General features: G+C 71.5%; 14 protein-coding genes. 5 read left to right on the top strand and 9 right to left on the bottom strand.

Translation table 11 applies throughout. From position 1 onward, the window contains the following. The first annotated feature begins 233 nt into the window (after positions 1-233). Genes D9753_RS32180 through D9753_RS32175 form a run of 3 tightly spaced genes read left to right on the top strand, consistent with a single transcriptional unit; the run spans position 234 to position 3487 of the window. On the top strand, positions 234-611 hold the full coding sequence (locus tag D9753_RS32180) for an STAS domain-containing protein (protein WP_121790186.1): 378 nt from the start codon (positions 234-236) through the stop codon (positions 609-611). A gap of 42 nt (positions 612-653) precedes the next feature. Further along, complete coding sequence (locus D9753_RS39550) at positions 654-1346, top strand: rhamnogalacturonan lyase family protein (RefSeq protein ID WP_394346780.1); 693 nt, start codon at positions 654-656, stop codon at positions 1344-1346. Continuing rightward, positions 1280-3487 (top strand): beta-L-arabinofuranosidase domain-containing protein, encoded by a 2208-nt coding sequence (locus tag D9753_RS32175; protein ID WP_394346818.1) that lies wholly within the window; start codon positions 1280-1282, stop codon positions 3485-3487. Before D9753_RS39550 ends, D9753_RS32175 begins: the two co-directional genes overlap by 67 nt. 88 nt (positions 3488-3575) lie before the next feature. Here D9753_RS32175 and D9753_RS32170 read toward each other — a convergent pair whose 3' ends face one another. From D9753_RS32170 to D9753_RS32155, 4 genes are read right to left on the bottom strand one after another with little or no spacing between them, the layout of a single operon-like run. Continuing rightward, positions 3576-4493 carry a class I SAM-dependent methyltransferase gene (locus tag D9753_RS32170; protein ID WP_121791406.1) on the bottom strand — a complete coding sequence of 306 codons (918 nt, stop codon included), beginning with the start codon at positions 4491-4493 and terminating at the stop codon, positions 3576-3578. A gap of 59 nt (positions 4494-4552) precedes the next feature. Next, entirely contained in the window at positions 4553-5659 is a 1107-nt protein-coding gene (locus D9753_RS32165) for an NAD(P)-dependent alcohol dehydrogenase (protein WP_121790184.1), read from the bottom strand. A 2-nt stretch (positions 5660-5661) separates the two neighbouring features. Further along, the gene (locus D9753_RS32160) at positions 5662-7065 is read right to left on the bottom strand and encodes an aldehyde dehydrogenase family protein (RefSeq protein WP_121790183.1); all 1404 of its coding nucleotides are present in this window, start codon (positions 7063-7065) and stop codon (positions 5662-5664) included. A gap of 8 nt (positions 7066-7073) precedes the next feature. After that, on the bottom strand, positions 7074-7829 hold the full coding sequence (locus tag D9753_RS32155) for a (5-formylfuran-3-yl)methyl phosphate synthase (RefSeq protein WP_121791405.1): 756 nt from the start codon (positions 7827-7829) through the stop codon (positions 7074-7076). 292 nt (positions 7830-8121) lie between these two features. Between D9753_RS32155 and D9753_RS32150 the strand changes: the two genes are divergently transcribed. Continuing rightward, positions 8122-8322, top strand: a complete 201-nt coding sequence (locus tag D9753_RS32150) for a hypothetical protein (RefSeq protein WP_121790182.1) — start codon at positions 8122-8124, stop codon at positions 8320-8322. A 210-nt stretch (positions 8323-8532) separates the two neighbouring features. Here the strand turns inward: D9753_RS32150 and D9753_RS32145 are convergent, their stop codons facing one another. The 4 genes from D9753_RS32145 to D9753_RS32130 form a co-directional block, all read right to left on the bottom strand. Further along, positions 8533-10257: an acyl-CoA dehydrogenase family protein gene (locus tag D9753_RS32145; RefSeq protein ID WP_121790181.1), complete on the bottom strand. Its 1725-nt coding sequence runs from the start codon at positions 10255-10257 to the stop codon at positions 8533-8535. A 153-nt stretch (positions 10258-10410) separates the two neighbouring features. Beyond that, positions 10411-10989: a PadR family transcriptional regulator gene (locus D9753_RS32140; RefSeq protein WP_121790180.1), complete on the bottom strand. Its 579-nt coding sequence runs from the start codon at positions 10987-10989 to the stop codon at positions 10411-10413. A gap of 246 nt (positions 10990-11235) precedes the next feature. After that, complete coding sequence (locus tag D9753_RS32135) at positions 11236-11724, bottom strand: GNAT family N-acetyltransferase (RefSeq protein ID WP_163010851.1); 489 nt, start codon at positions 11722-11724, stop codon at positions 11236-11238. Positions 11725-12257: 533 nt separating this feature from the next. Then, on the bottom strand, positions 12258-12566 hold the full coding sequence (locus D9753_RS32130) for a hypothetical protein (RefSeq protein ID WP_121790178.1): 309 nt from the start codon (positions 12564-12566) through the stop codon (positions 12258-12260). Between the two features lie 387 nt (positions 12567-12953). On the opposite strand from D9753_RS32130, the gene D9753_RS32125 reads away from it, so the two are divergent. Continuing rightward, positions 12954-13199, top strand: a complete 246-nt coding sequence (locus D9753_RS32125; protein WP_121790177.1) for a WhiB family transcriptional regulator — start codon at positions 12954-12956, stop codon at positions 13197-13199. A 4-nt stretch (positions 13200-13203) separates the two neighbouring features. Here the strand turns inward: D9753_RS32125 and D9753_RS39545 are convergent, their stop codons facing one another. Beyond that, positions 13204-13707, bottom strand: a complete 504-nt coding sequence (locus tag D9753_RS39545; protein WP_394346779.1) for a hypothetical protein — start codon at positions 13705-13707, stop codon at positions 13204-13206. Positions 13708-13726 lie beyond the last annotated feature (19 nt).

Raw genomic sequence — 13726 nt, 5'->3', positions numbered from 1 at the left:
CTGAACGAGTGGCTCCATCTGCTCATGGTCACCTCCGTGCGGTCGCCTCTCGAGCCGCGCCCTGCGTTCCGCCGCCCCGGAGCAAACCACCACGAGTCGCCCCAGGAGGTCACCGCACCCCACCTGGACGGCACCCCACCTGGACGGGCGCCTTGGGTGGGGGATCAGGTCCGGGGTAGGAGTTTCCGCGACACAAAGGGACCGAATGGGTTCGAGACGGGAGCGCGTTCAGCATGATCACGGTGCGGATGCAACACGGGGACACCACGGTGGCGCTGCTGCCGGAAGAGATCGACTACGACAACGCGTCCCTGGTCGGCGCCCAGTGCGGGGACCTGATCAGGCAGGGTTGCCGCACCCTGATCCTGGACGCCTCCACCGTCAAGTACCTCGACTCCTCAGCCATCAGCACGTTCATCCTGCTGTTGCGTCTCCTCGACGACCACGACGGCACCTTGCGGCTGGCCGCCCTCGACGACCATTACCGGCACAACCTGCGCATTCTCGGTCTCGACTCGTTGTTCCCCCTCTACCCCACCGTGGAAGCCGCCCACCGCCCCTACGCCATCAGCGAGAACACGGAGATGTCACAGCCCTCCCGCTCCGCCTGAACGGACGCCCTGGTCCAGGCACCCGAAGCGGCGCCGGACAGCGTGGAACCCCGGACGGGGACGGCCCGGGATTGCCTCGCGCTCCCGTGGCGCACGCCGGCGAGGACGCGCTCCCGGTGCCCGGTGCGTGCCGCGACCGCGCGGTTCTACGAGGCGAACAACGCCTCCGCCGGCGACCTGGACGGCACTCGGTTGTGGCGCATCGACCTGGGCCGCGACATCCGCTGCGGCGCGCACTGCACGCAGTTCCAGGTACGACTACGACGAGCCCTTTCAGGCGCCGTGGCGGAGTCGCGGGCCCGACGGGCACGGGCCGGATGCGCTCTCCCTACGCCACCGAGATCCAGGACCAGGCACCTCACGCGACCGCAACAGGGCCCATCCGCGCGGCAATTGGCCGTGTCGGCAACGTTGACTGCCCGCTACGCGCACAACTATCGTCTCGACGCTCGCACGAACGGCGTTCGAAATCACGAACCACAGAGTTGTCAGCCCACCATGCCTCACGGTGGAGCGCCGACAGGCCCCCTCGTCCGTACCGCCCGAACGGAAGGTGCGCCATGTCCTCCCACGTCAACAGACGACGGCTTCTCCAGATCGCCGGGGCCACCGTCGCCGCCTCCGCCGTCGGCCCCCTCTCCGGCAACGCCGCCGCCCGGGCGGCGGCGTTGCCGCCGGTCCGCACCGACATCGGGACCGGGGCGCTGCCCTTCGACCTCGGCCGGGTCCGGCTGACCGCGAGCCGGTGGCTCGACAACCAGAACCGCACCACGGCCTACCTCCGCTTCGTCGACGTCGACCGGCTGCTGTACAACTTCCGCGCCAACCACCGCCTGTCCACGGGCGGCGCAGCCGCCACCGGTGGCTGGGAGGCCCCCGACTTCCCCTTCCGCAGCCATGTGCAGGGCCATTTCCTCACCGCCTGGGCGCAGTCGTACGCCGTGACGGGCGATACGACGGTCCGCGACAAGGCGTTGCACATGGTCGCGGAGCTGGCCAGGTGCCAGGCCAACAACAGCGCAGCGGGCTTCACCCCGGGATACCTCTCCGGCTATCCCGAGTCCGACTTCACCGCACTCGAGGCCGGCACACTGAAGAACGGCAACGTGCCGTACTACACCGTCCACAAGACGATGGCCGGCCTGCTGGAGGTGTGGCGGCGCATCGGCAGCACCCAGGCCCGCGACGTACTGCTGGCCCTGGCGGGGTGGGTCGACACGCGCACCGGCCGGCTGACCACGGCGCAGACGCAGGCCATGCTGGCCACCGAGTTCGGCGGCATGAACGCCGTCCTGGCCGACCTCCACCAACAGACCGGCGACGAGCGGTGGCTCGCCGTCGCACAACGGTTCGACCATGCCGCGGTGTTCGACCCGTTGGCGGCGAACCGGGACGCGCTCGCCGGGTTGCACGCCAACACCCAGGTCCCCAAGTGGATCGGCGCGATCCGCGAGTACAAGGCCACCGGCAACACCCGCTACCGCGACATCGCCACGAATGCGTGGAACATCTGCGTCGGCGCGCACACCTACGCCATCGGCGGCAACAGCCAGGCCGAGCACTTCCACGCCCCGAACGCCATCGCCTCCTACCTCACCAACGACACCTGCGAGAGCTGCAACACCGTCAACATGCTCACCCTCACCCGGGAGCTGTTCACCGTGACGCCGGATCGGGCCGAACTGTTCGACTTCTATGAACAGGCCTGGCTCAACCACATCATCGGCAACCAGAACCCGGCCGATCCCCACGGGCACATCACCTACTTCACCCCGCTCCGACCGGGGGCCCGGCGCGGAGTGGGCCCGGCGTGGGGCGGCGGCACCTGGAGCACCGACTACACCACCTTCTGGTGCTGCCAGGGCACCGGCGTGGAAGCGCACACCCGGCTGATGGACTCCCTCTACTTCCACTCCGGCACCACCCTGACCGTCAACATGTTCGTGCCGTCGGTACTTTCCTGGACCGAGCGCGGTATCACCGTCACCCAGACCACCACGTACCCGGTCGGCGACACCACGAGCCTGCGCGTCACGGGCGAGGCCGGCGGCACCTGGGCGATGCGCGTCCGCATCCCCGGATGGGCGGCCGGGGCCACCATCAGCGTCAACGGCACCGTGCAGGACATCGCCGCCAGCCCTGGCAGTTACGCGACGCTGAACCGCACCTGGGCCTCCGGCGACACGGTCACCGTGCGGTTGCCCATGCGGACCGCCGTACGGACGGCGAACGACAACCCCGGCGTCGGCGCGGTCACCTACGGCCCGGTCGTCCTGTCCGGCGACTTCGGCGACGCCGCCCTGAGCGCCCTCCCCGCGCTGGACGTGGCATCGGTCAGGCGGACCAGCTCCACGACGCTCGCCTTCACCGCCACCGCGAACGGCTCCGCCGTCGGCCTCGGCCCCTTCTACGACGCTCAGGGCCACAACTACACCGTCTACTGGAACACCAGCGGTCTGACCACGGTCCACCTGGTCAACGTGGCCAGCGGCCTCCTGCTGGGCGTCGACAGGATGTCGACCACGGACGGCGCCCGGGCCCTCCAGTGGGACGACAACGGGACCGCCGACCACGGCTGGGAAATGGTCCCGGACGGGGACGCCTTCCGGTTCCGCAATGCCAACAGCGGCAAGGTCCTCGGTGTGTCGAACATGGCCACGGCCGACGGCGCCGCCGTCCTCCAGTGGTCCGACAACGGCACCGCCGACCATCGCTGGCTCCTGCTCGACCAGAACGACGGCACGTACAAGATCCGCAACGTGAACAGCGGCAAGTTGCTCGGCATGGAGAACGGCTCCACCGCCATCGGCGCCTTCGCGGTCCAGGACTCGGACAACGGCACGGCCGACAACCGCTGGCGCATCGTACGCGCCTGACACGGACACCCGCGCCCACAACCGGGGCCGGGCAACGGGTGGTGTCATGCCCGGCCCGGTGCGGATGCCGGCGTGAGCGCTGTGGGCGTCATGGCCGGGGCTTGTGCGCGAACACCCAGCGGTTCCCCTCCAGCGCGTCGTTCGGCTCGGGGAGGGGGCCGCGTCCGTACTGGTGGGTGAAGTCGAAGGGGGTGTGTACCGAGGTGGACCAGCCCTTGGCCGTCAGGTCGCCCGCGGAGTCGGGTCGTGGTCCCTTGTCGAAGAGGTGGAGCAGGTCGATGCCGATCTGTTCGCGTGTCGCCGTGTAGATCGCGCTGTCGCGGTACTCCAGCAGATCCTTCTCCAGCTTGGCCTCGAAGGCCAGCGCGCTGCCTTCCGTGGTCAGCCGGTCCACCGTGTCGATGAGGTACGTCTCCACGGGGCTCGGCAGGTAGAAGAGCAGTCCCTCGGCCAGCCAGACGCTCGGTGCGGCCGGGTCGAAGCCGGCGGTGGTCAACGCGGCGACCCAGTCGGCGCGCAGGTCGACCGGTACGGGGACGCGCTTCACCTTCGGGGTGGCCGGCAGGCCCGTGAGCACCTGGTGCTTGAACGCCAGCACGCCCGCCCTGTCGATCTCGAAGACCACGCAGTCGGACGGCCAGTCCAGCCGGAAGGCACGGGTGTCCAACCCCGCGCCCAGGAGCACCACTTGGCGAACGCTCGTACGGACCGACCGGAGGACGAAGTCGTCGAGGACCCTGGTCCGCAGGCCGAAGTAGCGGGCGAACCGCCCCCACAGCGGGTTGCCGTCCCCGTCCGGGACCCGCTGGAGGCGCACCGGCCAGTCCGCGCACGCCGGGGCGGCCCGCACGAAGTGTTCCGCGTAGACGTCCTGGGCCAGGCTGTCGTGGCGGTGGGTCTCGATCGCCCGTGCCGCGGCGACCAGGAGGGCGGTCAGCCCCACGCCTCCGTCCACGCCTGCGTCCGTGCCCTCCGCGTCCGTGTGCCGCTGCGCCGTGCCGGCCATGTTTCCTCCGTTGCCGGGGGTGGGGACGTGCGGTGGGTCCGCGGTGCCGTATGCCTCGCTCATCGGCTTCTTCCCTCCGGGAGCAGAACGGGTTTGACCACGCGGCCCGCGTCACAGTCGCGTTCGGCCTCGTTGATGTCGGCCAGCGGGTAGGTGCGGACAAGCTGGTCGAAGGGGAAGCGTCCGGCCTGCCACAACCCGGTCAGCAGGGGTATCAGCAGCCCGGGTACGGCGTCGCCCTCGCAGATGTGACGGATGCTGCGGCCTCGGTCGAGCGTGCCCGGTTCGAGCGGCAGCGCGGTGTGGAGGCGTGCCACCAGGCCGAGGCTGCCGGTGGGGCGCAGTGCCCGCAGCGCGTCGTTGATGAGCGGGGCCGAGGCCGTGGTGTCCAGCGCGTACCGCGCGCCGCCGTCGGTGAGCCGCCGGATCCGCTCGGGCAGTCCGGCCGTCCCGGCGGGCAGCGGGATCGCGCCGAACCGTTCGGCCAGCGCCAGCCGTCGGGGATGCCGGTCGACGGCCACGGTCAGCGCGCCGGCGGCGGTGGCCGCCATCACCGCGGCCAGGCCCACCGCTCCCGCGCCGAAGACCGCCAGGGTGTCGCCGGGGCCGGCGCCGAAGGCGTTCAGCACGGCTCCGGCGCCGGTGAGGAAGCCGCAGCCGAGCGGTCCGAGCAGTTCGACGGGCAGTGCGGGGTCGACCCGGACGGCGTTGCGGGCCGGGACGAGCGCGTACTCGGCGAACGAGGACTGGCCGAACCACCGGGGGGCCAGCGCTCCCCCGGTCGCGTCGGTGAGCCGCGGCGCCTCCTCCTTGCGTCCTCCGAAGAGGTTGAGGGAGGCGAAGGAGTCGCAGTAGGCGGGAGCCGCGCCACGGCAGTTCCCGCAGTGTCCGCAGGAGTCGAAGCTCAGCACGACGTGGTCACCGACGCCGATTCCGCTGTCCGGGCCGCCGCCCGCGTGCACCACGACCCCGGCACCCTCGTGGCCGAGCACCGCCGGCAGCGGGCTGGAGCCGGCCGACCGCCGGACCGCGAGGTCGGTCCGGCACATCCCGCAGCCCGCGATCTCGACCAGGATCTCGCCGACGGCGGGTTCCGTGCGCAGGGTCACCTCCTCGATCGCGAACGGGTCCTCGTACGCGCGCAGTACGGCCGCCTGGAACCTCATCGTCATGCCTCCTGCGGGCGGTGGACGACGAAGGGCCGGAGGTTGCCGTACAGCCCCCACGGTCCGCCCGCGACGCCGACACCGCTGTTCTTGACGCCCGCGAAGGGCTGGGCGAGGGACAGCTCCGCATGGTGGTTGATCCAGGCCGTGCCGCATTCGAGCCGGTCGGCCACCGCCTCGGCCCGGTCGGGATCGGTGCCCCAGACGGAGCCGCCCAGCCCGAAGCCGGTGCCGTTGGCCGCGTCGACGGCCTCGTCGAGGCTCCGGTACGGCAGCACCGGCAGGACCGGCCCGAACTGTTCCTGGGTCACCACCGGGCTGCCGGGCGGGACGTCGGTGAGGATCGTGGGAGCGAAGAAGTAGCCCGGCCGGTCCAGCCGGTGGCCGCCGGCCGCCGCCCGGGCGCCGTCCGCCAGGGCCTGCTCAGCGACCTGCTCGACCCGGGCGAGCTGGGGGGCGTTGTTGACCGGGCCCAGCCGGGTGTCCGGGTCGAGGCCGGCCCCGACGGTGACGGTCCTCGCGCGCTGGGCGAGGGCTTCGACGACCTCGGCGTGGAGCCGGGCCGGGGCGTAGACGCGCTTGACCGCCATGCAGACCTGACCGCAGTTGCGGAACGCGGCCCAGAACAGCCGGTCCGCGATCCGGTCCACCTCGACGTCGTCCAGCAGGACGGCGGCGTCGTTGCCGCCCAGTTCCAGGGTGACCCGGGCGAGCGAGGCCGCCGCCGCTGCGGCGACGGCCCGCCCGGTGGGCACCGAGCCGGTGAAGGTGACGTGGCGGATGCCCGGGTGGGAGGCCAGGCGGGCGCCGAGGGGTTCGCGGCCGGTGACGACGGTCAGTACGTCCGCGGGCAGGGCGGTGGCGAGGACGGAGCCGAGCAGTCGGGTGGCGAGGGGGGTGAACGGGGACGGTTTGAGGACCATGGTGTTGCCCGCCGCGAGCGCGGGCGCGAACTTCGCCGCCGCGAGCTGGAGGGGAAAGTTCCACGGCACGATCGCGGCGACGGGTCCGAGGGGGCGCCAGCGGATCTCGCTGTGCACGGGCCGGCCGTCGTCGATCCGCCGCGTTGCGGGGGCCAGGTCCGCGAAATAGCGCAGGCGGGCCGCCGTACGGGTGATCTCCGCGTACGACTCGGCCAGGGGCTTGCCCTGTTCCCGGGTGAGCAACCGGGCGAGGTCGTCGCCGGCCGTCTCCACGGCACCGGCCGCCACGCGCAGCGCGGTGGTGCGGGCGGCGGGGTCGGCGCGCCAGCCGTGCCAGGCCCGGTGGGCCCGGTCGACCACGGCGTCCAACTCGTCCGGCTGCTGGTCGGGGGCCTCGTCGAAGGTCTCCCCGGTGGCCGGGTCGACGACGGCGAAACGCGCGGCCCGGCGTCCGGGGACGCGGTGGGGCTCGGAGGTCGGCATACCGGTGGTCAGTTCACGGCGGGGACGCCGGCCGCGTGCTCCCAGGCCTGCCGGTCCATCTCCGCCCGGAAGGCGGCCACCAGATGCGGCCGGATCCTTCCGGCATTGCGGTCGCCGCCCTCGCAGACCGCTCCGCGTACGCCCACGATGTCCGTGCCGATGCGGGTCAGCGGACCGAGGTCGCTCTGTTTGACACTGCCCGCGAGGGCGGCGAGCAGACCGGAGGCGTGGGCCAGCCGGACGAACTCCGCGCAGGCGTCCGGCGCAACGTGGTCGAACAGTCCCGTCCCGTCCTTGACGGCGGTGTCGAGCATGGCCGCGTCGGCGCCGGAACGGGCGGCGATGTCGGGCAGGGCGAGCGGGTTGACGCAGCCGATGCGGTGGGCGTCGGCGTAGCCGGAGGCGACGACGAGTGCTTCGGGGCGGTGGTCCTTGACCGCCCGGACGACCGCGCGCATGACCTCGATGCCCTGCTCGGGCGTCGTGCATCCGTAGAGGCCGACCTTGATGTACGTGGCGCCGGAGACGACCGCGCCGAGCGCGGCCTGCGCCACCGTGCCCGGCTTGTACGGGACGTCTCCCACGGTGGCGGACACCGGTTTGTCCGCCGGGACCGCGTCGCGGATCTCCCGGATGACCCAGGGGAAGTTGGCGCCGAGGGAGCCCTCGTCGGGTTTCTTGACGTCGACGATGTCGAGGTGTTCCGCCGCCTTCGCACAGTCGAGGGCCTCCTCGACGCTGTCCGGGGAGATGAGAAGCAACACCGTGAGCTCCTTCCGCCGCATGTCCGCCTGGCCGAGGGACAGGGGTGCGGATCACCTGGTTCATGTGCGGTGCGCTCATCATTTCCGCCGCCCGTGGGCACCGGTAGAGCGTGCGGAGGTCTCATGAGGCGCTCGTGGCCACGCGTAACGCGCCGCGCGCACCGGCGTGAACCGGCTGCCCTGCTCCTCTCGACGTGGGTTCGGCTCAGGTTCTCGGTGGTTGTGGACATCCCTCCGCCCGCGTTCCTTCCCACGCCGGCCCGACACCGGGGCGGGGGTTTCTCCGGTCAGTGTGAACTTCTGGGCGGCAGAACCGTCGCAGTCCCGGATCGCCGCCTGCACCCAGATCTCGGACGTCGAGGGTGAGCTGAACGGGCTGACGACGTACGACCGCACGGTCGTCAAGCCCGGTGTGCGGTGGCTCGAAGCGGCCCAGACCGCGCTGACCGGCGACGCGTCACGGGCGACCCCGGCCGGCTGCTCGACCACCTGATGAGACGCAACACCCGTTCCCGTCACGCCGGATACGGTTCCTCTCCCGCTCCTGCATCCCGGAGCGGGAGAGCACGTCTCCGCCCTGCCGGCCCCGCCGCCCTGAACACTCGGTCACGTTGGACCGGCGGGCGGCGCTCCGGCGAGGCGGTGGGCCACTCGCGTCCCTGGGCGAGGGAACCCAGCGCCTCCGGTGATGTGCCCGGCCTGCCTACGGCGCCATCTCGTACGTGCCGGACAGCGCCTCGACCTGCTGCCAGACCCGCCCCGTGCGTGCCTCGTCGACGACCGGCCGCCGGACGGCACCCAGCGCCCACTCCTGCTGCGCCTCGGTCGCCGAGTCCTTGCCGTACAGCTCGACGGCGTGCGCGGAGAAGTCCCGCACGAGAACGGCGAAGAGTTCGTCGAGCACGTCCTCGTCGAGCCCGGTCAGGGCCGCCTGTTCCAGGACGAGCTGCCCGTGCACGACGAGGGCGAAGAGCTGACCGACCGAGAGGACGAGGTCGAGATCGCGGCTCTGCTCCGCGTCGGGGGCGGCGGTGGCGACGAATTCACAGAGCGCGTCGGCCTGTTCGCGGAGGCGGGCCACGTTGGGCAGGTGCGCGTAGGCCTCGAAGGCGGGTCGCCAGTCGTGGAAGCGCACCGCGCCGAGGCCGCGGGCCGGCCCCTGCCGGAACAGGAAGTCGTCGTCGGCCGCGTCGAGGCGGGTCGGCACGCCGGGGTACTCGACCGGGTCGAGGAGGTGGTTGCGCATGAACTTCAGGATCAGCGCCAGGTTGACGTGGACCGTACCCTCCAGCTTCGGCAGGCCGCGGATCTCCACCGCCGCCTGGGCGAAGTAGTTGTCCTTCTCGAAGCCCTTGGCCGCGACCACGTCCCACATCAGGTCGATGACCTTCTCGCCCTCCGTGGTCACCTTCATCTTCGTCATCGGGTTGAAGAGCAGGTAGCGGCGGTCGTCCGGGCCGGCGGAGCGGAAGTAGTCGACGGCACGGTCGCTGAACAGCTTCATGCCGACGAGCCTGACGTACGCGTCGGTCAGCTCGCGCCGCACGTGCGGGAAGGCGGTGACGGGGCGGCCGTACAGGACGCGGTTGTGGGCGTGGGTGACGGCCTCGTACATCGCGTGCTCGCAGATGCCGATCGACGCGGTGCACAGGTTGAACTTACCGACGTTGACGGTGTTGAGGGCGGCGTCGAAGGCGGCGCGGCCCGTGTGCAGGACGTCCTCGGCGGCTACGGGATACCCCTCCAGGCGGAACTCGCTGACGAACTTCGAGGAGTCGACGACGTTCTTGACCAGGTGGTAGGCGGGGTGACGGCTGTCGGCGGCGAAGAACACATAGCCGTCGGGGCCCTCGACGTCGGTGCGGCGGCCGAAGACGGAGACGAGTCCGGCGGCGTTGCCGTTGCCGATGTAGTACTTGGAGCCGGTGGCGCGGAAGCCTCCGTCGCCGTCGGGTTCGAGCAGCATGTCGGTGGAGTAGATGTCGGCGCCGTGGGCCTTCTCGGACAGGCCGAACGCGAACACCTCGCCCCGGTCGAGGAGTTGAGCGGCGCGGGCTCGGGCGGCGGCGTTGTCGCTCTGCCAGACCGGGCCGAGGCCGAGGATCGTCACCTGCCAGGCGTACCAGTAGTCCAGGCCGTAGAAGCCGAGGATCTCGTTGAGCGCGGCTATCCGGGCGGTGTCCCACCGCTTGTCCGGCTCCCCCTCCCCCGCGGTGGACGCAGGCGTCAGGAAGGTGGCGAACAGGTTCTCCTTCGCGGCGAAGTCGAGGAAGTCACCGAGCCACGCGCGGGTCCGGTAGTCCTCCAGCAGCCGCCGCTTCCCGCGCTCCTCGAACCAGTCGACGGTGGCACGCAGCAAGCGGCGCGTCTCGGGGTCGAAGTGCGCGGGGTCGTGGCCGCGCGGGTTGAACAGCAGCTTGTCAGCCATGGTGGGACGCCTTTCGGCTGGTGGACGGGCGGGAATCGGGAGGTCTGACGGCTGGGCGGGCCGGACCGGGAGGACCGGCGTAAGGTCTGGCGCATCGGGAGGACCGGCTAAGGGCCTGGCACATCGGGAGGACGGCGAAGGGCGCGGCGGTGCTCAGCGGCCCGGACCGAACCGGGCCAGCGTGGCGAGCACGTCGTCCAGCCAGTCGGTCATCATCCGCTCGTACGCGATGCCGCCGCGCAGGACGACGTGCTGAAGCTCTCGTTCCGCGTCGAGCGGCGTCTCGGTACCGGTCGCCTCCGCCTCCGCCTCCGGCCCGGTGAAATCGCGTGCCTCGCCCGCCAGATAGTGCGCCAGGCGGTTCCGGTGTGTCTGCCGGTGCCGCTGCACCTCGCGGATCAGAGCGGCCGGGTCGTCGAAGGCGGCACCCCGGATCTTCACGGCCAGGTCGTGGCGGACGCTCTCCGGCTCGATCGGATCGTGCAACCAGGAGGACAGTGCCGCCCGGCCGAGGCCGGCGACGGAGTACTCCTTCTTGTCCGGCCGGCCCTGCTGCGGAACGTCACGGACGTCGACCCAACCGTCGTTCTCCATGCGCTTGAGCACGCGATAGATCTGCTGGTGCGTCGCGGTCCAGAAATAGCCGATGGACCGCTCGAAACGCCGGGCCAGCTCATAGCCGGATCCGGGCTTCTCCAGGAGCGACACGAGAATCGCGTGTTCGAGCGCCATGACCCCGATCCTGCTATGCAACTCGTTGCATAGCAACCCTCGCCCACTCGGATGCGACGCGGCTCACCCCGTTCACCCACCGGGCCACCGGTCGCGCCACCGACCGGGGGGCGTGTGTCGCGCAGAGGGGAGCTGATCCTCACCGGCGAACTGCCCGCCGCAGTCGTCAAGAGCCCTCGGCGGACCGAGGAAACAGGCCGGCCGCCGTGTCGGCGAAGCCGGTGCCTCGCGAACCGGCACACCGCGTCATTCGGGAGTGATGCGGAACTCGAATTCGGGACGGTCCCACGGCACGGCGGGCGGGTTCGCGAACGCGGTCCCGGTACGCACCGCACCGACGCTGTGGTAGAAGTCCTCGGCGGGAAGGTGCGAGACGACCCTGACACGGTCGAGCCCGGCGGCACGGGCCTCGGACTGCATGTGCGCGACGAGCAGCCGTCCAATACCGCGTCGTTGCGCTTCGTCGGCGACGAACAGCAGGTCGAGCTCCGGTGGGGCGAGGATGAGCGAGTAGAACCCGAGGACCCGGCCTCCATGCTCGTCGGCGCCGACGGCTACGAAGGCGCGGTGGGCCTCGATGTAATCAGGACCGACCCGGTAGCCGGCGACTGCTGCTGCGTACTTGCCCTCGTAGGCGCTTGAGCCACGCACCAGCCGCGTGAGCCGTTTGGCATCCCGCGCGACGGCCCTCCGTATCGTGATCGGCAGGCTGACCGGGGAAGTGCGTGAACTCATCGGGAAAGTATTTCGCACCGGGGAGTGCCTTCGTGCGGCGGGTCCGGCCGAGCGGCCCTGCCGTCGCATCGTCCGGTGCCTCGGCCGGCAGCGGCTCCACGGGGATCAGCATGTGGTGTGCGCGGGGATCAGCGTGCTGAACGCCATTCTCGTGGTGCGGGCCGTACGCGGATGCCACGCCCCCTCGCCGCCTACTTCTCCAGCTCATGCAGGCACGGGGCGGCGTTCCATGGGGACATGCCGGTACGGCGGAACACCCTGGCGGCGAGCCGACGGTCAGCGGCGACGTCGACGGCGGGCGGCCGGTTGTCGCGGTGCGCGGCGGCCCACGCGGGGGTCGGCGGGGCAAGGACCGCGGGAGATGTCGGACCACTCCCCCGCCGAGCAGGTGGCCTCGCTCCCTGGGGCTACCCTTCCCGCCTCGTCGCGGCCCGAAGGGTGCCGGGGCTCCTGACGCTACGGGCGGGCGACGGAGCGCACGACTCGCTGGCCGCACGCCCGCCGACTCGTCGGTGGTACGGACGGCGCTGGGCTCAGGGCCGGGGGTTGGTGCGGTGCCACCGTGGGCGTGCGTCGCTGCCGCGGCGTCCGGCGACGGAGGCGCACCGCGGGCAGACGCGCTTCACCCGGTCCGCCGCGCCACCGGACTCCGGGAACGTGTCGACCCAGGTGATGTGCGGGAAGCGGGTCAGCTCGGAGCGGCTGAGAGACAGACCGCAGACCGTCTGGTTCCGGCCCGGTTCCCAGGCGTGGACCTCGCCGGCGGGCAGCCGACGGCGCCCCTCCTCCTCGTCGGTCCACTGTCCCGAGGCGGCGACGGCGTACTGCCTCGTGCGAGCCATGGCGTGCGGGGGCCGGCGGTCAGGCGGCCGGCTGGTCGGCACCGGGCCGGATCCGCCTCACGGCGGGGTCCGCACCATGGTCCGGCATGCGCGTTCGAATGGGGTCATCACGGCACCGTCCTCACTCGGGTCCACCAGGGTCCGTTCCGCGTCCCGCGTGCCCGGATCGCTGGAGTCAAGCACCCAGGGCACCTGTGCCGAGGCCACGCTCACTCGCCCCGCGAAAAGGGGCATTCTCTTGGCTCCCGGTCTGGAAAAATCCTACCGGACTGGCATATTTTGGTCAGCACTCTGCCGGGTCTGCGACGTGTTGCACACGCCGTGCGGTCCCGGCTGCCCGTGGGCTCCGGACCGCACGACCGTGCGTCCGACCAGGTGGAGGGCACTGTGGATTGGCATACATGGGCGGCCTGTCGGGGCGAGGATCCCGAGCTGTTCTTCCCGATCAGTGAGGAAGGCGCGTCTCTCGCGCAGATCGAGCAGGCCAGGCAGATCTGCTGCTTCAGGTGTGTGGTGGTGCGCGAGTGCCGCGCCTGGGCACTACGGCACCGAGAGGACGACGGCGTCTGGGGCGGCCTCACCGCGAAGCAGCGGCGTGCGCTGCGGGCACGGCGGAGCGAGGCCGACGGCTGAGCGCTCACCGGCACACCGGCGCCGTACCGTCCGGTGCACCGCCGAGTGCCGGTCGGGCGGGCAGCGTGCGCGCCCAGACGGCGGGAACTCGCCCGGGCCGCCGTCGGGGCATCCGGGCAGCCGGGCTTCGCCGCGGGGGAGAAGAATGGGCCGTCCGCCGGTGCTGCCGCGCTTCTCGCGGTTCGCGGCCTGGTCCGCCCTCCCCTCCGACCGGCCCGCGCGAGCGCCCGAGCCCGGCCGGTCTGAGCCGAGCGTGCCGCGCCGGCGCGACTGTTCGCGCAGGCGCTGCGGGTGGGAACCGTACCGGCCGATCGGCAAGGACAGCGGGGCCGCCCTGGACGCCCTGCACCGTGATCAGGGGAACCGGGAACTGGGTGTTGAACTCCGGAGCGTTCGCCCAGTCCTCAAGGTCTCGGCGCACCAGGCAGAGGCCGAGTCGACCGTTGCAGAAGGTGCTCGCGATGACGACCTCGGCGTCGAGCTCACCGGAATCATGGCGCCCAAGCACGCTCAGCGCATCCCGTCAG

Origin of the sequence: Streptomyces dangxiongensis (assembly GCF_003675325.1) — a bacterium.
In the GTDB taxonomy this organism is placed as follows: domain Bacteria; phylum Actinomycetota; class Actinomycetes; order Streptomycetales; family Streptomycetaceae; genus Streptomyces; species Streptomyces dangxiongensis.
This window is presented reverse-complemented; position numbering and strand designations above follow the sequence as displayed.